This window comes from Collinsella sp. AF02-46-1 (genome assembly GCF_003465825.1).
GTDB lineage: Bacteria > Actinomycetota > Coriobacteriia > Coriobacteriales > Coriobacteriaceae > Collinsella.
Genome location: NZ_QSBV01000008.1, coordinates 38,420 through 59,766, shown reverse-complemented (window position 1 = coordinate 59,766; position 21,347 = coordinate 38,420). Strand labels below are relative to the sequence as shown.

At 61.0% G+C, this 21,347-nt stretch carries 17 protein-coding genes; 12 read left to right on the top strand and 5 right to left on the bottom strand.

The window, feature by feature from the left end; all coding sequences use genetic code 11:
* Window positions 1-2: 2 nt before the first annotated feature.
* Complete coding sequence (locus tag DWV20_RS04680) at window positions 3-1,604, bottom strand: FAD-binding oxidoreductase (RefSeq protein ID WP_117776075.1); 1,602 nt, start codon at window positions 1,602-1,604, stop codon at window positions 3-5.
* A 345-nt stretch (window positions 1,605-1,949) separates the two neighbouring features.
* Here DWV20_RS04680 and DWV20_RS04670 point away from each other — a divergent pair, with 345 nt between their 5' ends.
* From DWV20_RS04670 to DWV20_RS04630, 9 genes are all read left to right on the top strand, one after another.
* Entirely contained in the window at window positions 1,950-2,246 is a 297-nt protein-coding gene (locus DWV20_RS04670) for a hypothetical protein (protein ID WP_089573322.1), read from the top strand.
* Window positions 2,243-2,752: a hypothetical protein gene (locus DWV20_RS04665; RefSeq protein WP_117629648.1), complete on the top strand. Its 510-nt coding sequence runs from the start codon at window positions 2,243-2,245 to the stop codon at window positions 2,750-2,752. Before DWV20_RS04670 ends, DWV20_RS04665 begins: the two co-directional genes overlap by 4 nt.
* Before the next feature lie 90 nt (window positions 2,753-2,842).
* Entirely contained in the window at window positions 2,843-3,442 is a 600-nt protein-coding gene (locus DWV20_RS04660) for a hypothetical protein (protein ID WP_089573324.1), read from the top strand.
* The gene (locus tag DWV20_RS04655) at window positions 3,426-3,704 is read left to right on the top strand and encodes a hypothetical protein (RefSeq protein ID WP_117629647.1); all 279 of its coding nucleotides are present in this window, start codon (window positions 3,426-3,428) and stop codon (window positions 3,702-3,704) included. The genes DWV20_RS04660 and DWV20_RS04655 overlap by 17 nt, the downstream gene beginning before the upstream one ends.
* An 18-nt stretch (window positions 3,705-3,722) precedes the next feature.
* The gene (locus DWV20_RS04650; RefSeq protein WP_117842914.1) at window positions 3,723-5,153 is read left to right on the top strand and encodes a hypothetical protein; all 1,431 of its coding nucleotides are present in this window, start codon (window positions 3,723-3,725) and stop codon (window positions 5,151-5,153) included.
* Window positions 5,154-5,271: 118 nt separating this feature from the next.
* Complete coding sequence (locus tag DWV20_RS04645) at window positions 5,272-5,988, top strand: DUF554 domain-containing protein (protein ID WP_172622415.1); 717 nt, start codon at window positions 5,272-5,274, stop codon at window positions 5,986-5,988.
* Between the two features lie 87 nt (window positions 5,989-6,075).
* Window positions 6,076-7,830, top strand: coding sequence for a TerB N-terminal domain-containing protein (locus DWV20_RS04640; protein ID WP_233539776.1), 1,755 nt, complete (start codon window positions 6,076-6,078; stop codon window positions 7,828-7,830).
* Window positions 7,823-9,127 (top strand): ATP-binding protein, encoded by a 1,305-nt coding sequence (locus DWV20_RS04635; protein ID WP_118256485.1) that lies wholly within the window; start codon window positions 7,823-7,825, stop codon window positions 9,125-9,127. Before DWV20_RS04640 ends, DWV20_RS04635 begins: the two co-directional genes overlap by 8 nt.
* Before the next feature lie 116 nt (window positions 9,128-9,243).
* Window positions 9,244-11,688, top strand: coding sequence for a DEAD/DEAH box helicase (locus tag DWV20_RS04630; RefSeq protein ID WP_118256484.1), 2,445 nt, complete (start codon window positions 9,244-9,246; stop codon window positions 11,686-11,688).
* 26 nt (window positions 11,689-11,714) lie between these two features.
* Here DWV20_RS04630 and DWV20_RS04625 read toward each other — a convergent pair whose 3' ends face one another.
* The 4 genes from DWV20_RS04625 to DWV20_RS04610 all read right to left on the bottom strand — a co-directional run bounded on the left by DWV20_RS04625 (window position 11,715) and on the right by DWV20_RS04610 (window position 16,211).
* The gene (locus DWV20_RS04625; protein ID WP_118256483.1) at window positions 11,715-12,593 is read right to left on the bottom strand and encodes a spermidine synthase; all 879 of its coding nucleotides are present in this window, start codon (window positions 12,591-12,593) and stop codon (window positions 11,715-11,717) included.
* Entirely contained in the window at window positions 12,594-14,501 is a 1,908-nt protein-coding gene (locus DWV20_RS04620) for an elongator complex protein 3 (protein WP_118256482.1), read from the bottom strand.
* Between the two features lie 97 nt (window positions 14,502-14,598).
* Entirely contained in the window at window positions 14,599-15,495 is an 897-nt protein-coding gene (locus DWV20_RS04615) for a DUF4097 family beta strand repeat-containing protein (protein ID WP_118256481.1), read from the bottom strand.
* Window positions 15,495-16,211, bottom strand: a complete 717-nt coding sequence (locus DWV20_RS04610; protein WP_118226442.1) for a helix-turn-helix domain-containing protein — start codon at window positions 16,209-16,211, stop codon at window positions 15,495-15,497. The genes DWV20_RS04615 and DWV20_RS04610 overlap by 1 nt, the downstream gene beginning before the upstream one ends.
* Before the next feature lie 267 nt (window positions 16,212-16,478).
* Between DWV20_RS04610 and DWV20_RS04605 the strand changes: the two genes are divergently transcribed.
* The 3 genes from DWV20_RS04605 (at window position 16,479) to DWV20_RS04595 (ending at window position 21,296) form a co-directional block, all read left to right on the top strand.
* Window positions 16,479-17,351 carry a hypothetical protein gene (locus DWV20_RS04605; RefSeq protein ID WP_117765960.1) on the top strand — a complete coding sequence of 291 codons (873 nt, stop codon included), beginning with the start codon at window positions 16,479-16,481 and terminating at the stop codon, window positions 17,349-17,351.
* 112 nt (window positions 17,352-17,463) lie between these two features.
* Window positions 17,464-18,303 (top strand): tRNA (guanosine(46)-N(7))-methyltransferase TrmB, encoded by an 840-nt coding sequence (locus DWV20_RS04600; protein ID WP_118256480.1) that lies wholly within the window; start codon window positions 17,464-17,466, stop codon window positions 18,301-18,303.
* Between the two features lie 311 nt (window positions 18,304-18,614).
* Window positions 18,615-21,296, top strand: coding sequence for an RNA helicase (locus DWV20_RS04595; protein ID WP_117765956.1), 2,682 nt, complete (start codon window positions 18,615-18,617; stop codon window positions 21,294-21,296).
* The last annotated feature ends 51 nt before the right edge of the window (window positions 21,297-21,347 follow it).

The following is a 21,347-nucleotide window of genomic DNA, read 5'->3' as shown; positions in this document are numbered from 1 at the left end:
CTTCACGCGCCCCCTTTCTGGACGAGTTCATCCAAGAGCTTCTCCGTAAACAGGTTGCCGCGACCCAACTGGCCGGCAGGATCGAGCTGGAGTTTGAGGCGCGCCGACTCGACCATGGCCTCGTGGCCGTACATCGTCTCCAAGAAGCCCGCCTTGATCTTGCCGACGCCGTGTTCGGCAGAAACGGCACCGCCCATGGCCGTGACCTCGGAAGCCCACTGGGCAAAGAGCTCTCCACCACGACGGTAGTCTTGCGCATCGCGCGGCAGGATGTTCACATGCAGATGGTTGTTCCCGATGTGTCCCCAGGCAGCAGACTCAAGCCCGCTTTCGGCCAGCGTGCGGCGATAGAGGGCCATGACATCGGCAAGGCGTGCATTGGGCACCGACATATCCGATCCCAGCTTGGTAATGGTGGGGTCGGTGCGGCGACGCTCGTCAATGAGCATGTTGACGCTCTCGGGCACCGCGCGGCGGAAGAACCGCTGGCACTCGCGATCGACTTCGGTGCGGGCGACCCATGTCGCATCGTCGCGGCCGCCCGCAAACTCCAGCACCCATCCAAGGTGGTACAGCTCCTCGGTCGCCTGCGCCTCGTCATCGCAGTCGAGCTCCACGTAGACACAGACCTTTGCCTCGTCGTCGAGCGCCGGCAGCGAGGCAAACGCTGTCGACTGCTCGCGCTGGCGACGCAGGATATCCAGGGCGCCAGCATCGAAATACTCAATAGCGGCGGCATGGGACAGCACGGGACGCACGGAATCGGTAAAGGACACGGCCTTGTCTTCGCTATCGAAAAAGCAACTCACACCCCATACGACCGAAGGTGCCGCCTGCAGGGCGATCTCGAGCTCGGTAATGACGCCGAGCGTGCCGCACGCACCGATAAAAAGATCGATGGCGTCCATATCGTCCGCAACAAAATACCCCGAGGCATTTTTGGTCTTGGGCATGGTGTAGTCAGGAAGATCAAGCTCGAATGTATGACCCTCTGCCGTCACGAGCGACAGGTGGCGGCCCTGGGCAAAAGCCTCGCCGCGCTGAAGCTCAAGCAAATCGCCATCAGCCAGCGCGACGTGGAGTCCCGTGATATGCGGGCGCATGGGGCCGTAAGCGTAGCTGCGGGCGCCGGAGGCGTTGCATGCCGCCATGCCACCCAGACAGGCAGATGCCTCGGTGGGATCGGTGGGAAAGAACTGCTCGGGGGACTCTTGGAACTCCTCGTAGGCCTCAAGCGATGCCTGGTCCCAACCAGCGGTCGGCAGTACCTTCTTGCTCAGCTGCTTACGCAGCTCCGAGAGCACAACGCCCGGCTCCACGCGCAGCAGAAATTGGCCTTGTTCATCGCGGCGAAGGCCCAAGTAGCGATTCATACGGGAAGTATTGAGGATATGCCCACCGTGGGGCACGGCACCGGCGGCAAGGCCGGTTCGGGCGCCCTGAACCGTTACCGGGACACGCTCGGCATGGAGCGTTTCCAAAATGGCACGGACCTCGTCTTCCGTTGTCGGAAACGAGATGCTCGATGCTTCGCCCGATGCACGAGATTCATCGCGGCCATACTCTTCGAACTCATCGGTGAAGGGTTTAATGGTTGCAGACACGCGAACTCCCCCTTTAGCTAACTACAGTGTTTGCAGGGAGATGTTACCGCATCGTTTCGTCGACGTGTTCGAGACCGTCTCCATAATTGGCGATTTTTACGTTTGTGCAATTCGGCGAACGGCAAGGCTTCCTCGGCAGACGATGCTTTTGACACATATCGCCCCGCCGTCGCCGACCGCTCGATTGTCGCTCGAAAAAAGTTGAAGTAATTTTTCCACCTTTTACCTGCGGAGATGTCAATCCGTCAAGCATTTGGTCAGAAATTGGTCAAGTAGCGGCTGATACGGTCGGCGTCGACAGCCAAAACCGATAGAAGTTTTGGCCCCAGAAGCAGGGAGGTTCCCATGGCATATTACTGGCCCCAGTACGGCGTCGCCATCGAGGTCGACGACGATCCCTATCTCCTGCCTTTCGACGAAGAGGCGTTCCCCGATACGGCGGTCTACCACGTCACCACCGATGTTATCTGCGACCCCGAGTCGTTCTCGGCGCTCGCCCACCACATCGCGCGTATCCACGACATCGAGCTCCCTCACGACTTTGACGAGCTCATCTACTCGCGCCGCCTGATGCTTCACATGCTCTTTGGAGCGGACCCGTCCACGTTCGCACGTGTCTACACCACCAAGGACGCCGCATGAGTGCGAAGAAGCCGCCCCGCCTCGCAGGACTGGGGCGTCGCAAGAAACTCGTCGTTGTCTGCCTGGCTATCGCCTGCGCCCTCATCGCCGTAGGGCTATACGCCTGGCAGTCGCAGCCCGTGCCCGAAGCGGGCGCCTCAGTCACGACGGCAGAGGGTAAATCGCGACAAGAAATCCAAGATGAGCTCGATGCCATCGTCCGCGACAACATGATGACGATTTCGGTCGCGCCGGTCGCTCAGCTACAGGAGGACGGCAAGCTGCGCGTCAACGTGCAAAACGTCCAAGACAATAAATTTCCCCAGCGATTCCGCGTCATCCAAAACGACGAGACCATGTACGAATCCGGTGTGGTCGAGACCGGCAAGACAATCGAGACGTGCCCCGCCGGCGACATCAAAGAAGGAGAGGCATACATCGAGATCCAGGCACTCGATGCCAAGACCCTCGACAGCCACGGCAATCCGACACGTGTCAAGGTACGGGTTGAGCAAGCCGAGAACTAGCTTTTTCGGCCGACGCGACACCGCACGCAATTCACCAGCATTCGTCCAATCATCGCGGGGACGGCCCGCGGCGAATAGAAAGGAACGACCATGGACATCACCAGGAACATGAACGGAGCCAGAGCGCTCGTCGTGGGCGCAGGGCTCGCGCTCGCGCTCGCAATGGGCGCCGCCCCGACGCCAGCTCTGGCAGCCGGGCGCGTTGGAACCACGAAAGTAATGGTCAGGACCGAGATCGACAACGTAGAGTTCAAAGTTCCGACGGTTATTCCCTTCGTCGCCAAGGCCGACGGCACGCTTCAGGGCCCCTCAGAAGACGCGACCACCATCGACAATCATTCGGCCTACGGCATCCATGTCACCAACATGAAGATCGACGCCATGAACACCTGGACCATTGCCGCCGACGCCAAGGCCGGAACCGCGCAGAATTCCATCGACTTTAAGGTCGGCCCCGACGGCGCACTCCAGAACGCCAGCGCCGCAATGCAGGAGACGGGCCTCGATCTTTCCAAGAATGCAGCCTTCGACATGGGCTACCAGGGCATTGCCGGCGGCACGGACAAAATTAAGCTCAAGACAAGCGGAAACGTCGCCCGCGTCACGCGCGACATCTTCCGCGTAACCGGCGAAGGCGATCAGGTTGCAACGATCACCTGGACGGTCGAGCCCGGTGCGCACACGGCATAAGGCCGTCGCCCTGGCCGCCGTCAGTATCCTAGCGTTTGGGCCAGCCATGGCCTTTGCCCAGCAAGAACAGGCGCAGGCCGCCACGCAAGTGACGGTCGACCTCTCGGAGCTCGACCGCGGCAACTGCAAGGAACCGTTGGCACAGACAGACGACAGACGATGGCTCTTGGCAGCAGGCGCCACGGCAGCAGGTGCGGGAACCGCCGGCCTCGGTCTGCACATCAAACGCAGCCAGAAACGAAACACGGACAGGCCGCACTAAATTAGCTAAGGAGACCCCATGGCATCGAAGAACCTTTTGCCCGTCGTCGCACTCTGCGGCGCGCTCGCAACCGGAACGCCTGTCGCCGCTTGGGCGACTCCCGTCATGGCAGACTCCTTACCAGCAGCCCTAAGCTCCGCACCAAATCCGTCGAGCGCCATTGCGTGCAAGCGTTTTTCGTTCGCACAGGCCGCAATCTCAACCTCGGGATGCCTTCGTCGTAATACGGACGGCTCGATAGTCGTGGATATCAATCGTTCGAACAAGGCAAACGGCTCCCAGGCGGGGTGCGCCGTCTGCACATGGCGCTCGATTGTGCTCGATGCAGATGGCGATCCGTGCGATTTGGGGTTGCGCATCGATATCGCTTCGGTCGATGACTCGGCGAACGGAGCGAAGGTCGCCTTCGACGGTGCGTTTTTCGAGAAAGGAGGCGGTATATGTCTGGGCTGCGCCGCCGCGAATGCAGACGATGTGCAGCCCACCCTCTCATTCACGGCATCGCTGCGGCTGACCAAGGCGGGCACCGATGCCATCGCGGCGGGAGAAGCATCCCTGCTGTTCTACGCCGCCAGTACCGAAGACACAGACATTCATTTCGAGAAGCCGGCCGGATCGCTCAGCCTTACGCGCGGGACGGAGGCAGGCCCTATTGCGATCGATACCCACACGCTAGGCAGGCAACGCATTCTTGCCGACCCGGCGCTTCTCGAGATGGAGTGGAACGGATCCGGAGCCATCGGGATTGTCCCCTCCGCGCTTGACGCCAAGACGCTCCCCTCAAACGACGAACCCATCAACGCAACCATACAAGAAGAGAGCACGGACAAAGAAGCAGGTGCGGGCGACACGCCGTCGCCGACAAACAGCGTCCCAGCTTCTTTCGAAGCACCGAATGAGCCCGCTACCGGTCCAAACGATCCCGAGCTCGCGGACAGTCTGGGACTTGCTGATCCTCAGGAGATCGATGAAGGTAACTGCTGCGTGCTTGCCGCCCTCGACCACACAGAGGTCATCGATGCTGCAAACATCGAAGTTGCCGCCGCCAATCAGCCCGTCCGCAAGTCGGCCATCATCGCATTTCCCGAATCCATCGAAGTCGTCTTTTTGCCATCGGGCGAGGTCGTGGCCCCAACACTGCTCACCTTGTTGGGCGCCAAGAATACTCGAAACGAAATTAAAAAGGTCACGGTTGTCGACCCTGCAACCACCGCTAAACTGCGTCTATACGCCGTTGCCCCAGACGGAGGCAAGACCTTGGAATTCGATGGCGACACACTTCTAGCCTGGCGACGTCTGGACATTATGCAAGACGTCTCGTATCAGATCGAACTCGAAGGGTTTGATCGTGCCCGCGATGCCAATATCATCGCCGCGGCTATTGAATCCCCGCAGCGGCTTATGACACTGCGCTTTGACTACTACCCCTATGTCCCGACAACCACCTGAGGCTTAAATGCTGCGCATCATTCCTAATACCACTTATATAACGTATTAGATGAGTCGCGATGTGCCTCGCATTTCGTTCTGCTACGATTGCCACGTTGGCATCAATACAGGAGGGCTCATGCCGGGCTTGGGAACAATCATCAACGTTGCGCTTTTAGTTGCGGGCGGTCTTTTGGGATTAGCGGGCGGCCGCTTCATTACACCGCGCATCCAAGACACGCTCATGAAAGCATCGGGGCTGTGCGTCCTGTTTATCGGCCTGGGCGGCACCATGCAAAAGATGCTCATCATCGATGGAAAGGCGCTAGCGACCACCGGTACCACCATGCTCATCGTCTCATTTGCGCTCGGTTCGCTCATCGGCGAGGCCATCAACTTGGAGGCCGCCATCGAGAACCTTGGCGAATGGCTCAAGCGCAAGACTGGCAGTGAGGGCGATAACGAGTTCACCAACGCTTTTGTCTCGACTTCACTCACCGTGTGCATCGGCGCCATGGCCATTGTGGGATCGATCCAGGACGGCCTGCTCGGCGACTGGTCAACGCTTGCCCTCAAGGGCGCACTGGACTGCATCATCGTCTGCACCATGACGGCCTCGCTTGGCCGCGGCTGCATCTTCTCCGCCCTGCCCGTCGCCGTGTTCCAGGGGACGATCACGTTGTTTGCCGGCGCGCTCTCCCCCATCATGACCACAGCAGCCCTCAACAGCCTTTCGCTCGTAGGCTCCATGCTCATCTTCTGCGTCGGCGTCAACCTCATCCGTCCTCAGACCTTCCGCACGGCCAATATGCTTCCCTCCGTCGTCATCGCCGTCATATACGCCCTCCTGTTCTAAATCTAGCAACGCAGCGGTATCTCGAACATCTGTTTGATGCTGTGCTATGATATGAGGTCACCGTAGCTGCGTTCGAGAGGAGGAGCGGTGGCCGACCAGGACATCAAGATGCTCATCGAGCGCATTATGGCCGAGGCCCGGACCCATCAGTCCGCCCGCTTCTCAAACGAAACCTACGCAGACGAGCCGATTCTCAAAACCGGCCGACAGATGCAGAATTTCCTCCCCGACCAGTACCGTAAAATGCGCGAGATATCGCGCTGGCAGGATGACCCCAAGGGCGGTGCGGGCCGCTGGCTTTCGGAAGCCGAGCTTTTTTACCGCCAGGGCCTGCTGATGGCCGACTTTGAGGACGACTGTCCCTACAACGGCACCTTTAAGTCGTACTTTCCCACCTACAACGCCATGAGCGACCGGCAACTGCGCGGCTACTTTACCTGGCGTGCCCAAGTGCGCCGCGGAACCGTCGAGGAAACGTCTACGTCCTTTGCCTTTCTGTATCTCTATGAGCTGATCTGCGGCATTGGCGTAGATAATCCACTCGATGGTTTTAACAAGATCAAGGCTTTTTGGGATGTCTATCGCGCCTTCGAGCCCGGCATCGACCGGTTTGCGCGCGTGTGGCTGCAAGATTACGCCGTGTTCCACGGGCTCGACCCCAAGCTGCTTCGCGACTCTAAAACCGTCATGTTCGATAACGCCCTTATCGAACTGCGGCGCGCGGCACGAGACCTTGTACCGGCACCGTCCGGCCAGACCCCTAAGCGTCGCAAAACCTCCGAGCCCACGCTCCCCCTTCCGCCCGATGAGGTGCGCGAGGAGCGACTCATGGCCGCCATCAACGCCCTCTCCACGTACAACCTAAGTAGCTCGCGGCTCGACCGCAGCCACCACCGTGATCTGCGCCACGTGGCGTGCGCCGTGTATGTCCGCATGGCGCGCTACTATGACACGCACCGAAAGACCGGCATCGTGGCAAGTTTATTTGGGGAGGAGACGGCCATGCCCTACACCATGTTTGCCTCGGCCGTATTCTTTGCGCCCGAGCGCCACGAGGACTGCGAATACCGTCTGGACCCCATCCATATCTACCGTTGCCAAAACGGTTTTTGGGAATGCATGCGGATTCACGGTAGCAGGCAAAAGAGCAGCAAGCTCGGTGAAATGATGCGCGCCTGCGACCAACGCCTGCGCCTGGCGCTGGACCCCGCCCATCCCCTTAAGGAAGAAAAGGTCCCCAAATATCTGGCCAAGATTATCGATGACGAGATTGTGGCATGGCTTTCGTGGGACGCCGCACACCAGCCCGTCAAGATCGATATCGATTTGAGCCAGCTGGGGCACATTCGGAGCGCTGCCGCACAAACGCGCGAAGCGCTTTTGATCGACGAGGAACGCGAGGACGGCGCGTCCGCAGAAGCCGAGGCAGCGGACTCAGGGCAACCGGAAGCCGAGCCCGTAGCCGACGCGATGGTCGAGGCGGTCGCGGCGGCCGCAGGGCAGGACGAGTCCGACGAGCCAACCATATCCACCGAACAGTTTGGTGTCGTGGCACCGCTTCTCGCGCCGACGCCCGCGTTCGCAGCTGCTACGCCCGCTGACGCCACAAACGAACTCGCGCCCGCCGCAAACGCCTATCTCCGCGCTCTGCTCGAGCACAACGCAGTACAGGCGGAATCGGCGGTAGTGCAATCGGAGCAGAGCGAGGACATGCTCGTCGATACCATCAACGAGGCGCTCTTTGACCTGGTGGGCGACACCGTAATTGAATTTAGCGCAGCAGGGCCGCAGATTATCGAGGACTACGAAGCAGACGTGAGAGGATACCTAGACCATGAGTGATACCGCATCCGCAGCACCTCGCGTGCCCAAGCGCGTCGCTGCCGTCATTCTCAACTCGCTCAAGGGCGGCGTGGTCCCGCGCATCGGCCTTCCTTACATCACCGTAGGGCGCGAGGTCGAGATCCGCGCCCTGCTCACCGATCTGAGTCTCATCGCCGACGGTGGCGCGAGCTTCCGCTTTCTGGTCGGTCGTTACGGCGCCGGCAAGAGCTTTTTGCTCCAGACTATCCGCACGCACGCCATGGGCGAGGGGTTCGTCGTCGCTGATGCCGACCTGTCGCCCGAGCGCCGCCTGCAGGGCGGTCAGGGACAGGGCCTTGCCACCTACCGCGAGCTCATCCGCAATATATCGACCAAGACGCGCCCCGAGGGCGGTGCGCTCAACCTTATTCTGGATCGCTGGGTCGCCTCGTGTGCCGACGTCGACGAGTCGGTCGTCAATGCCCAACTGGCCCCGCTCGAGGAGATGGTCCACGGCTTCGACTTCACCCGCATGCTCCGCCGCTATCGCATGGCCGCATCCGGGGGCGACGAAGAGACCATGAGCCGCGTGACCAAATGGATTCGCGGCGAATACCGCACCAAGAGCGAGGCACGCGCCGAGCTGGGCTCCTCGACCATCATCAGCGATGACGACTGGTACAACTACGTTAAGCTCATTGCGCGCTTTTTGGTTTGCAGTGGCTACAAGGGCATGCTGGTGCTCATCGACGAGCTCGTGAATCTGTATAAGATTCCCAACGCCATCACGCGCCAGTACAACTACGAGAAGATCCTGACCATGTACAACGACACACTTCAGGGCAAGGCGCAGTACCTGGGCATGATCATGGGTGGCACGCCGACCTCCATCGAGGACCGCCGCCGCGGTGTGTTTTCCTACGAGGCCCTACGCAGCCGACTCGCCCAGGGCCGCTTTGCGCGCGAGGACCTTAAGGACATGCTTGCGCCCATCATCCGCCTGCAACCACTCACCTACGAGGAGTTGCTGGTGCTGATCGAAAAACTCATGCAAATTCACGCCGGCTACTTTGGCTGGACGCCCACGCTGACCGAAAACGACTTGGTTGACTTCCTCAAGATTGAGTTCGGTCGTGTGGGAGCCGACACGCACCTGACGCCGCGCGAGGTCATTCGTGACTTTATCGAGTTGCTCGACATCCTATGCCAAAACCCCGACGCCAACGTGGCCGAGCTGCTGCAAAGCGTCGGCGGCGACGCGCTGGCGCCGGCAGCCGCAACAGGCGACACCGGCACCGCAGGCGGCGACCGCAACTTCGCCGAGTTCACCATCTAACCTACCAAAAAGGGACAGGTTTATTTTGGCAGGTTTTATCTGGGCAAACGTTGAAGCAGTAATGCAGCAAGCCGTTGCCAGCCGCGTTGAGAAATTCGTTGTTGAAAGGAGGCCCCGTGAACGCCTTTGACCGCTACGCCCCGTTTATCCAAGGCTTCATCTACTCCCACGATTGGGAGAGCTTGCGCTCTATCCAGGTTGCGGCGGCAGATGCCATCTTCAACACACAGGACAATGTGCTCCTGACGGCGTCAACGGCTTCCGGCAAAACCGAGGCAGCCTTCTTTCCCATCCTGACCGAGTTTTGGGAGAACCCGCCCGCAAGCGTGGGCGCCCTCTACATTGGCCCCCTCAAGGCGCTCATCAACGACCAATTCGTCCGCCTCAACGACCTGTGCGAAGAAGCCGATATCCCCGTCTGGCACTGGCATGGCGATGTCTCACAATCACACAAGGCCAAACTCATCAAAAAGCCGAGCGGTATCCTACAGATTACGCCCGAATCGCTCGAGGCGCTCCTGATCCATAAGCACATGGCAATCCCGCGCATGTTTTGCGACCTGCGCTATGTGGTTATCGACGAGGTTCATTCGCTCATGCGCGGCGACCGCGGCGGTCAGACGCTCTGTCTTATCGAGCGACTCTCGCGCATGGCCGGCGTGCAGCCTCGCCGCATTGGCCTTTCTGCCACCATCGGCGACCCCGAGCGCACGGGCGCCTTTCTCTCACAGGGAACGGGACGCGGTTGCATCATCCCCCGCTTTGAGGAACCGCGCCGCGTGTGGCGCATCTCCATGGAGCACTTCTACAACTCGGGCCCCCAGGCTCAGCAGCGAGGATTCGTAGGCACAGGTCCACAAGAAGCCGAGGTGCTTGCTTGCGAGCGTATTGAGACGGCGGCGCCCGCGGCGCTGCCCGCATCCGGACAAGACATGTGCCACAGCGGACAGCTTACACAGGAAGAACACCGTCAACGTCGTGAGCAGGCGCGGGGCAAGGCCGCTCCCAAAGACCGTCGCACTTCCTCGGCCCCCGAGGGCGAAGTCGACATCCCACGTGCGACCGAGCAGGCGCTTCTCAACCCCACCGACACGGCGCCCGACAACGCCGACCCCGGCATGGGTTATATCTTTGAGCATACGCGCGGCCGCAAATGCCTGGTCTTTGCCAACTCGCGCGAGGAGGCAGAGGCCGTGTGCTCCATGCTGCGCAGCTACTGCGAGAGCCGGCACGAGCCCGACCGTTTCCTCATCCACCATGGCAATCTTTCGGCATCGCTGCGCGAGACGGCCGAGGAACTCATGCGCGATGAGGAGCAGGCACAGACAACCGTCACCACCTCTACGCTGGAACTCGGCATCGATATCGGCCGTCTGGAGCGCGCGTTCCAGATCGATGCGCCGTTTACCGTCAGCTCCTTTTTGCAGCGTATGGGCCGCACGGGACGCCGCGATCTTCCGCCCGAGATGTGGTTCGTCATGCGCGAGGAAGAACCCGAGCCGCGCACGATGATGCCCGAGACCATTCCCTGGAAGCTCCTCCAGGGCATCGCACTCGTACAACTCTATAGCGAGGAAAAGTGGGTCGAGCCGCCCGAGCTCGATCGACTCCCCTACAGTCTGCTCTATCACCAGACTATGTCGACGCTTGCCAGCACCGGCGAACTCACGCCGGCAGAGCTTGCCCAGCGCGTGCTCACACTCAGCTATTTCCATCGCATCTCGGCCGATGACTATCGCGTGTTGCTGCGTCACCTCATTACCATCGACCATATCCAAGTCACCGAGGGTGGCGGGCTCATCGTGGGTCTCGCGGGCGAGCGCATCATTAACAACTTTAAGTTCTACGCCGTATTCCAGGAAAACGAGGAGTTCACCGTTCGCAGCGAGTCGGCCGAGTTGGGCACGATCGTCAATCCGCCACCGCCCGGTGAGCGCATCGCCATCGCCGGACACTGCTGGATTGTCGAGGAAGTGGACTGGAAGCGTCATACCGTCTTTGCCACGCAGGTCAAGGGCCGGGTGCCGGCCTACTTTGGCGACTGCCCCGGTGACATCAATACACACGTACTCGAGCGCATGCGCAAGGCGCTCAACGAGCACGCGACATATCCGTACCTTATGGGCAACGCGAGAGCCCGCTTGGCGCAGGCTCGTCATACGGCCGATATTTCGGGTGCGGGAACTAAGCCGCTCATCAACCTGGGCGGCGATACCTGGGCACTTTTCCCCTGGCTGGGCAGCTACGCCTTTTTGGCGCTCGAGCGCATGCTCAAAATTAAGTGTGCCGCGGAACTGGGCCTTCGCGGACTTGACCCGTCACGCCCGTACTTTATGCAGTTTAAGATGAAGGCCGACGAGGAGACGTTCTTTGAGGTGCTCGCCGCCGAGGCCGAGAAGGACTTCAATCCCATCGAGCTCGTCTATCCCGGCGAGGTGCCTTATTTTGATCGCTACGACGAGTACGTTCCCGAGGAGCTCGTGCGCAAGGGCTTCGCCGAAGGCGTGCTCGACATAGAGGGCATGAAGCAGCGTGTCCGCAGCTGGCGCGACCACACATAAAACCAGTCTTTTTGGGACGGGGAGACTTACTTGTCGTGGAGGACGGTGCCGAGGAAGTCGGTGTCGAAGGGCACGGCTTCGGCAAAAGCGTAGTCGCCGTCGCTGGCGATGAGCAGGTAGTTCTCCTCGCCGCCGAACTCCGCATCGCCACATGGGACCACCCAAGCGTGGGCGAATACCTCGAGTGCCGTGGCAGCGCAGTCGCGCAGGAACGTCACGTCGCTCCCCTCGTTCGAGCTCACGATATTAGCCACGTAGATGCCGCCCGAGTTCAAGCTACCCCGCACCAAACGCAACGCCTCAACCGTCGCCAGCTCGCGTACGGGCTCGGCACCGCCAAAGCAATCGCTCACGACCACGTCGTAGCGACGATGACCCACGCTCGTCACACCCAGATATGAGCGAGCCTCAGCGGTAATCACCCGCAGGCGATCGCTCACCGCGTGCTCCAGCTCATCCAGGTAGAACCAACGGCGCGCCAGGCGCGTAATCTCGGCATCGTACTCAATGACGTCCATGCGCAAGCCCTCGTGCGACATCAGCGCAAACTTGGGATAGGCAAACCCGCCGCCGCCCAGCATGAGCATGCGGCTGATACCGTGACCATAAACGTCGCGCATCGCGTCCTCGGCCTCAAACACGTCGTCAAACGCGCGATAGTACGCAAAGACGGGCTCCGCCCAGCGCTCGCCAACGTAACTCGCACTTTGGTAGACGCCGCCTTGCACGAGCACACGGACCTCGTCACCGCTCTCGTCGTACATGCGCTTCACGCGCGCCAACCCATTGCGGGTTCGCGCAACCTGCAGACAGGCAGCACGAACAGCGACAGCGGCCGCACCAAGCGCCGCGGCTCCCAGAGCAACGCCGGCAACGACGCCGGCAGAAACACTCGGCTTGTTCATCTAGAGCTCCTTTTGCAGATAAAGGCCATGGTCATAAAAACCAAGATGGCGATAGTACTCGCGCGTACCGATCGCGCTGATCACGTTGATGCGCGCATAGCCGGCATCCCGGGCAATCTCGCACGCACGCTCTACGAGCAAACGCCCCAACCCGTGATGCTGCGCCACCTGGCCCTGGTCGCCCACGCGTGCCGCCATGCCATACACGTGCACCTCGCGAATCATCGCCTCGTCCGGCGTCGTCGGCAACTCGTCCGCATGCGCGGCAACAAACGAATGGTCGGGCAGCGACAACCGCAAAAAGCCCGCGATCTTGCCCCGCGGCGTCACCCACTGCAAAAAGCGCTCGTAAGTCACCGGCGTCTCGTACGCCACTTCCTCATCAAGAGAAAGCTCATCCAAGTCGGCACCCGCGGTACTGATCTCGCGATAGCGAATCTCGCGCACCACTGCGCCTTCTCCACGAGCCGCCAAGCGATTCTCGACGAGCTGACGCAGGTTGGGCTTCTTGTTGCCCACCATGATGTCGTCGGAGCTAAAGTCGCGGATCATGCGACTGATGCGGCAGAACGCCGGCGTCACCACGATGTCATCGGCCAACACATCAAGCAGCTCTTCCTCGGTATAGGGGCGCCACTCGCCACGCTCATAGCAGCCCACCAGACGCGAGCCCTCGATGAGCGCGCACGGGTAGACCTTGACCTCGTCGGGCATAAAGGCCCCTTCGGTCATAAAGCGTTCGTAGTCGCGCTTGTCCCCCTCGGGCGTGGCGCCCAGCAAGTTAAGCATAAAATGCGCGTGGATCTTAAAGCCAAACAGGCGCGCAAGCGAAAACGCCCGCTCGATCTGCGCCACCGAAATGCGACGCTCGTTGATATCGAGCAGGTGCTGGTCGAGGCTCTGGATACCCATCTGGATCTTGGTGCAGCCCAGGCGACGAATGAGCGTGAGCGCCTGCGGCGTTACGGCATCGGGGCGCGTCTCGATAACGAGTCCCACCACGCGATGCTTCGCCGTCTCGTTGATGCGCTGCTGCCGCTCAAGCTCTTCCATCGTCGCCGTCTGCCACTCGGCGACCTCACCCCACGGCGTGCCAGGGCCGTACAGACGACGCACCGCACGGTTATAACCGCCCACGGCGGCATCCACACGCCTCTGTTCGTCGGCAGCGCCGGCAGCGAGCTCGGCCTCATCGGTCGCAATGTCGGCGGCCCGATAGCGCTCGCGACGCTCCGCCACCACCGGCGGCAGGGCATCGGCGGGCGCATCGTCGAGCAGGCGCCCCGCCTCGGCACGGCTGATGCCCGGACGCGCCAACATGGGGTTTGCCGCCACGCCCGCCACCGCATCATCATTGAGCGCACGGAAGAGCTCCGACATAAACCATGCCTGATACCCTTGCGAATAGTCGCTCCAGGTACCGCCGAGCACGATGAGCTCGATCTTGTCGGTCGCATGCCCCATCTGCGAAAGCGCCGTCAAACGGGCGCTCACCTGCAGGTACGGGTCAAAGCAATTTTGCTCTGCACGGGCGCACGCCGGCTCGGCGTGCAGGTAGCTTTTGGGCATGCGCAGATCGTTGGGGCAAAACAAGCAATCGCCCGAGCATGGCCAGGGCTTGGTGATGACGGTAATGGTCGCCACGCCCGAGGCCGTTCGGCGCGGCTTCATACGCAGCACCTGCAGCAGTTGGCGTTCCAGATCGGCATCGACATTCCATCCAGCCCAACGAGCCGGCTCCTCGCGCTTCACCCGCTGGTAAAACGGCAGCAGGCGGCGCTTGGCCAAATCGCGTTTGTCGGCGCCCTCACGGCGCGCCTCGGCATGTATCAGCTTGACGAGTGCCTTGTCGTCCACGGTCTCGCCGCGACGCAGAGCCTCGAGTATGTTCAAAATAATCTGTTCCATGCCCCCATTGTAAAGGCAAAGGCGCCGGAACCCGTCACGGCCCCGACGCCTCCATCAAAGAGCATGCCTATATGCACCGATCTCCGAAAACCGCATGTCACACCGATTCGAACGACATGTCGCCCGAACCGACCTTAAAACGATACGTTGCAGACTTGTCACCGTTGTCGAATTCAGCATTCAATATGGTCTCGCCATCGTAGCCAAGCGGAAGGAAATCGCTCTCAAAGTCACCGCTGCCCACGGTGAGGCTCGCCTTAAAGCCCGTAGAGTTCGGAACCGTCATCTCCACATCGCCCGAGCCCACACTCACGTCCATCGACTTCGCGGGGGCCTGGTAAAGCTCGAACGTCACATCACCCGAACCGACCTCAGCGCTGAGCGCATCAGTCACGCTGCCCGTAAACTCTACATCTCCCGCACCCAGGAAAAGATCGAAACCATCACAGATGACACCGGCAATCTGCAGATCGCCCGAGCCCACGTGCGCGTTGACTCCCTTCAGATGTTCGGCAACACGGCGCGGCAGCTCGACCGTAACTGAGCGATCGATTGCCTTACCGTCGTCACTTCCAAACTGGGAAACCTTGAGCGTCGAGTCCTCGACGGATGCGATGTTTTGCGTCGCGGCCTTGGAGGCATCCATACCCTCGGCAACGCGCCCCCGCTCGATAACGCGAGCCTTGTTGCCATCAACAACCTTGACGTCCACCGAAGCCGCATTGATATCGAAATCGAGGTAGCGGAACTCATCGGCATCAAAAGTCGTGCTCGAAAGCTGCTGAGGCTGAGCGGAATACTTACCGCCATCGTTCAAAACATCGGCGTCAACCGCATCGTCCCTACCGGACAAGCCGGATGCAATAGTGCCGAGATCCCACGGACCATCAAAATGAATCCATGTCCGCGAAGCGCCAAAGACAAGCCCAACAATAAGCACAAACGCTCCGATGCCAACGCCCAGACGCACCTTCGATTCATGCGAGAGTTTCATTATTCATCACCTTCTTTGGCGCTCGGATCAACGGGGGTCGCGGTAGCCACGTCGGTATCAACCGCAGGGGAATCATCCTGAGCCCTGGATGCCACCGGCGCCGGACCAACCTGAATATTCCCGCGCGCCCAATCGCCGTCGAGCGCACGCGCCACCCAGTGATAGATGGGGATCGTAAAGAAGATCAGTGCGGCAAAGGGGGCACCACCAAACAGGAACATCAGTAAAAAGAACAGCAGCCAGCACACGGCCCAATACGGAAACGACTGGAACGGACCTTTCACTGGAGTCGGATTGACCGCGCCAGCGCTCGTCGCTTGCGCCGTCGCGGCGTTAGCCGCCTGTGCGCTCCAACTTGCAGCTTGCGCCGCCTTGGCCGCAGCATCACTCGCCTGTGTTGCCGCCTCGGTAGCGCGCGCTGCCGCCTCGTGGGTACGGGCGCGCTCGGCCGCCTCGGCCTCGCGCTGGCGAGCACGGTCCTCGTTCTCAAACTCGATATCGTCCTCGATCTCGTCGCTCGGATTGAGTAGCTCGTCCAGACTCACACCATAGAGCTTGGCAAGCGAGATCAGGTTCTCGGTATCAGGCGAGCTCTCCGCGCGCTCCCATTTACTGACCGCCTGGCGCGACAGTCCCAGCTTTCGCGCCAATCCTTCTTGGCTAAAGCCCTTGCTGCGGCGAAGGTCGGCGAGCCGCTGAGCAGTTTCTACATTCATGGTTCCTCCTATGCGATGCCAGCCGTGCCGCCGGACCGTTTTTGTTCTTAAGGCGCCTTGCACAGTTAAAAATCTATCCGCCACCGCCAAAAGCATGCCACCTATTCTAGTGAGATTTTTGACAGCCGGAGGTTGCGGGCGCATATGAGCTGCGGAAATGTGTCCAAACAAAGCAATGACCCGCAGCTCGGTTGTCCCCGTTGCGGCGTTAACGGTAGTATGGTCGTACTGTTTATTCCGCACCGCCAACGGAGGGAGTTCCGCGCCGTGAACCGCGATTTCGCATCATCGCTCATCCAGCTCAACAATACGTTCTATCGCGAGCACTCCGCTTCCTTTTCCGATACGCGCCAGGCCCCGTGGCCCGGCTGGGTGCGCACCATGGACATCGCGCTTGATCAGCTCGATGTGGCCACGATCGAGCATCCCGTCCGCGTCTTCGACCTTGCCTGCGGCAATATGCGATTCGAGAACTTTGCCGCCGGCGGGGCACTTGCCGCCAAGGGCGTCGACGGCGCAAACCCCTCGGCAGATGCCAGCTGCCCGTTTGAGTTCTATGGTGTCGACTCGTGCCAAGATCTGGCAATAGACGCCCACGGCCACGCCCTGCGCATTCCCAACCTGCACTTCCAGGAACTCGACGTGCTCGACGCCCTCATGAAGCTCAACCCCGCCGAGACACCCGACGTGCTTTTCGACGCCCCGCTCGCCGACATCTCGGTCTGCTTTGGCTTTATGCACCACGTGCCGTCATGCGAGTACCGCGTACGCGTGCTCGACGCCCTGGTGCGCCAGACGCACCCGGGCGGCATCATCGCCATCAGCTTTTGGGAGTTTATGAATGACGAGCGCATGGCGCGCAAGGCCGTTCGAGCCGAAGCCCGCGCCGAGCTCACCCCGCCGTTTGAGGGTTACGATTCCGCGCAGTTTGAAGCCGGCGACCACCTCATTGGCTGGCAAAACGACCGCCACGCCTACCGCTATTGCCATCACTTTGACGATCAGCAGATCACCGACTTGGTGCGCGGCGTCCGTACGTTCTACAAGAGCGGCGAGGTTCCCGTACGCGAGCTCGAGCGTTTCCACGCCGACGGTCGCAGCGGCGAGCTCAACCGCTATGTGATTCTCAAGCGTCTGTAGGCACCGACGACTCGCCGCCGAGCCGCACCGCAGCGTTCGGGCAAATCGCCCCCTTCTAACCCATCGCCGGAACGCGCAGCCATGCGTTCCATACTTATGACCAAGGAGCCTCATGGGAGCCGTCCACGCTCGCACCCCTAAGAACTTTGTGCTCGAGGAGCGCTTGGAGCGCTATGCCGATGCGATTGAGACGAACCCCGAGGCCTATGCCGGAGATTGGCGCAAGGCCTGTGCGCCCGCAGGCAGCAAGCCTTTCGAACACCTTCACCTGGACCTTGGCTGTGGCAAGGGAACGTACCTTGTAGAGCGCGCGGCCCACGAGCCCGACACGCTCTTTATCGGTATGGACCAGGAGCCCATCTGCATCGCCTATGCCGCACAGAAAATCTGCGAGCAGGGGCTGTCCAACGCACTCGTCCTGCCCCGAGGTGCCGCATCGCTGTCGCAGCTATTTGCCGCAGGCGAGCTCGATGCCATCACCATCAACTTTCCCACGCCGCAGCCCAAGGCCAAGTACGCCAAAAAGCGACTCGTCCATGTCGACCACCTAATGCTGTACCGTCCGCTCTTTTCAGCCGGTGCCACCGTCACACTGCGAACCGACAGTAAGCCATTGCGCGACTACGCCTTGGGGCAGTTTGCTGCGGCAGGCTACGACACGCTTTGGGTAAGCGACGACGTCCGCCGCGACCATCCCGAGCACCCCGAGACCGAATACGAGCGCCGCACGCGCGAGATGGGTGCCGTCGTCTATGGCATTTGCGCCACACCCGGCGCACATCCCAGTGACGATGTGCTCACGGCGGGTCACATGCAGGAGCAAAGTCTTGCCTGCTACCTGCCCGATAACCTCGATGAGCTCACCTATGTGCCTCTGGGCATGGAAGAAGCCGTCGAGAACTTTAGAAACCGCGCCCGCAAGGGCAAGAAGCGCTTACCGCAGAAGTCCTAGGGGCTTCTGATGGTCGCGGCATCGGCAAACAAGCGCAAATAAGCGCCAGCGAACGGTCCTCAAACCTAAGTGAGTAGACTATTTAGCAATAGCCAAGCACAACCCGCATAGCGAAAACTAAAACCGCAGGTAGAGCCCTTGCGCAAAAGCCATGTGCTCGCGATATCGCAAAAAGTCTACTCACTTAGCTGGCTACTGCACCAAACGGCTGGGCAGAACGCCCATTTCCTGCATTTTCTCGCGCGCTGGCACCCCGCGCCGCCGCTACGCCATAATAGTTGGCGGACAATCGCGAGAGAAAGCAACCACACATGGCACAGACCACGACAGATACCGCCGCCAGCACCGTCTCGGGCGCCGGCGCCGCCAGCTCATTCTCGGGCGGCACGGGAACCGAGGCCGAGTTCGGCTCGCTCGGCGCGCTCTCCCCCACCTGGTGGGAGCCCGAAGACGGCAGTGAGCCCGAACCGTGGCTCACGGCCGATCAGGCCTTCGAACGCTTCTTTGAATGGACGAGCGACCGCGGCATCGAGCTGTGGGATCACCAAGAAGAGGCCCTCATGGACCTGGCTGCCGGCGATCACGTCATTTTGGGCACACCGACCGGATCGGGCAAATCGCTCGTCGCGCTGGGCATGCTCTTTATGGGCATGGCGCAGGGCAAGCGCTGCTATTACACGGCCCCCATCAAAGCCTTGGTCAGCGAAAAGTTCTTCGACCTGGTACAGGTGCTCGGCCGCGATAACGTCGGTATGATCACCGGCGACACGCATATCAATACTAAAGCGCCCGTCATCTGCTGCACGGCAGAGATCCTTGCTAACGACGCACTGCGCGAGGGCGAAGATGCCGATGTGGGCTGCGTCGCCATGGACGAGTTCCACTACTTTGCCGACCCCGATCGCGGTTGGGCCTGGCAGGTACCGCTGCTCACCCTGCCTCACACACAATTCATGCTCATGAGCGCCACGCTCGGCGATGTCACCGCGATCGCCGCCTCACTCGAGGAGCACACCGGCGCCGCGTGCGATCTGGTCGTCGATGCCCCACGCCCCGTGCCGCTGAGCTACGACTACGTGACGACCTCCCTCGAGGGCACGGTCGAGCTCGCAATGCGCCGCGGCGAGGCCCCGCTCTACATCGTGCACTTTAGCCAGGACGCCGCACTTGCGACGGCGCAATCCCTCGCCAACTTTGGTATTGCCAGCAAGGAGCAGCGTGGGGCCATCAAGGAGGCGGCCAAGGGCACGAGCTTCTCGACGGCCTTTGGCAAGATTCTTAAGCGCTTGCTCGGATGCGGCGTCGGCGTGCACCATGCTGGCATGTTGCCGCGCTATCGTCTGCTGGTCGAGCGCTTGGCACAACAGGGCCTGTTGCCCGTCATCTGCGGCACCGATACGCTCGGCGTCGGTATCAACGTGCCCATCCATACCGTGGTGCTCACCGCGCTCACCAAGTTCGACGGCTACAAGATGCGTCGTCTGCGCGCCCGCGAGTTTCATCAGATTGCCGGTCGCGCCGGCCGCTCGGGCTTCGATACCGAGGGCATGGTGATTGCCGAGGCACCCGAGCACGAGATCGAGAACGCCAAGCTCATGGCCAAGGCGGGCGACGACCCCAAGAAGCTCCGCAAGATTAAAAAGAAGAAGGCCCCCGAGGGCTTTGTCACCTGGAACAAGCAGACCTTTGAGCGCCTGATCGAGACGCAGCCCGAAACGCTCAAGCCGCGCCTTCGCATCACACACTCCATGGTGATTAGCGTGGTCGAGCAGGGCGGCGACGCCCGCGCCCGCGTACACGACCTCATCGAGACGAGCCTGCAGACTCCCGAAGAAAAGGCTAAGCTCGAGGTTCGCGCCGACGAAATCTTCGCCACGCTCATCGACTCCGGCGTCGTCGTGCGCACCGAGGTACCGCCCGCACCCGACGCTCCGGCTGATGCCGCGCCGGACATCGACTACGCGCTGACGGTCGACCTGCCCGAGGACTTTGCGCTCGACCAGCCGCTCTCACCGTTTTTGCTTGCCGCGCTGGAGCTGCTCGATCCCGAGAGCGAGACCTATACCATGGATCTGATCTCGATGGTCGAGGCCACGCTCGAGGACCCCAAACAGGTGCTGCGCGCACAGGAGCGTGCCGCGCGCGATCGCGCTATGGCCGAGATGAAGGCCGACGGCATCGAGTATGAGGAGCGCCTGGAGCGTATTCAGGACGTCACGTACGAAAAGCCGCTTGAGGACCTGCTCGACGCCGCCTTTGACAAGTACTGCCAGGAAGTACCCTGGGCAAACGACTACCAACTCTCTCCCAAGAGCGTTCTGCGCGATATGCTGGAGAGCGCGAGCGATTTTAAGGGCTACATTCAAAAGCTCGGCATCGCCCGCTCCGAGGGCATTTTGCTGCGCTACCTGGCAGAGGCTTACCGTTCGCTCGACCGCACCGTACCCATCGAGAAGCGCGACGAGCGCCTGCGCGACATTATCTCGTGGCTGGGCTTTGTGGTGCGCTCGGTCGACTCGAGCTTGGTAGACGAGTGGGAGAACGCTGGCAACCCGGCAGCCCTCGACGCCACGCCGCCGCAGGGCATCGACGAGGTCGTGGCGGACCGTCGCGGCTGCACGCTGTTGGTGCGCAACGCGCTCTTCCGCCGCGTGACTCTTGCCGCCCGCGAGCATGTGCGCGACCTGGGCGAACTCGACGACGACTGGGGCATGAGCGAGATCCGCTGGCAAAAAGCACTCGACGCTTACCACGAGCAGCACGAGGAGATTCTCACCGACGGCGACGCGCGCTCCTCTGCTATGTTCTCGATCGACGAGTCCGACGAGAAGGCGCTCCACGTGTGGCACGTGCACCAGATTTTTGCCGACGAGGACGGCGACCACGACTTTGGCATCATGGGCGATGTCGATCTGGACGCCACGCAAGACGGTGGCGAGGTCATCTTCAAGAACTACCGCGTCGGTTTTATCGAGGATTTGCTCGAGGATTAGCCAAGCATATTGGGACGAAACGAAGCGGGGCTGTTGGCAACATCGCCAGCA

Bases quoted from the DNA above. Each gene is read 5' to 3' on its own strand.
- DWV20_RS04670 (WP_089573322.1), top strand. From the start codon at position 1,950: ATGGCATATTACTGGCCCCAGTACGGCGTCGCCATCGAGGTCGACGAC.
- DWV20_RS04665 (WP_117629648.1), top strand. From the start codon at position 2,243: ATGAGTGCGAAGAAGCCGCCCCGCCTCGCAGGACTGGGGCGTCGCAAG.
- DWV20_RS04660 (WP_089573324.1), top strand. From the start codon at position 2,843: ATGGACATCACCAGGAACATGAACGGAGCCAGAGCGCTCGTCGTGGGC.
- DWV20_RS04650 (WP_117842914.1), top strand. From the start codon at position 3,723: ATGGCATCGAAGAACCTTTTGCCCGTCGTCGCACTCTGCGGCGCGCTC.
- DWV20_RS04645 (WP_172622415.1), top strand. From the start codon at position 5,272: ATGCCGGGCTTGGGAACAATCATCAACGTTGCGCTTTTAGTTGCGGGC.
- DWV20_RS04635 (WP_118256485.1), top strand. From the start codon at position 7,823: ATGAGTGATACCGCATCCGCAGCACCTCGCGTGCCCAAGCGCGTCGCT.
- DWV20_RS04625 (WP_118256483.1), bottom strand. From the start codon at position 12,593: ATGAACAAGCCGAGTGTTTCTGCCGGCGTCGTTGCCGGCGTTGCTCTG.
- DWV20_RS04620 (WP_118256482.1), bottom strand. From the start codon at position 14,501: ATGGAACAGATTATTTTGAACATACTCGAGGCTCTGCGTCGCGGCGAG.
- DWV20_RS04615 (WP_118256481.1), bottom strand. From the start codon at position 15,495: ATGAAACTCTCGCATGAATCGAAGGTGCGTCTGGGCGTTGGCATCGGA.
- DWV20_RS04610 (WP_118226442.1), bottom strand. From the start codon at position 16,211: ATGAATGTAGAAACTGCTCAGCGGCTCGCCGACCTTCGCCGCAGCAAG.
- DWV20_RS04600 (WP_118256480.1), top strand. From the start codon at position 17,464: ATGGGAGCCGTCCACGCTCGCACCCCTAAGAACTTTGTGCTCGAGGAG.
- DWV20_RS04595 (WP_117765956.1), top strand. From the start codon at position 18,615: ATGGCACAGACCACGACAGATACCGCCGCCAGCACCGTCTCGGGCGCC.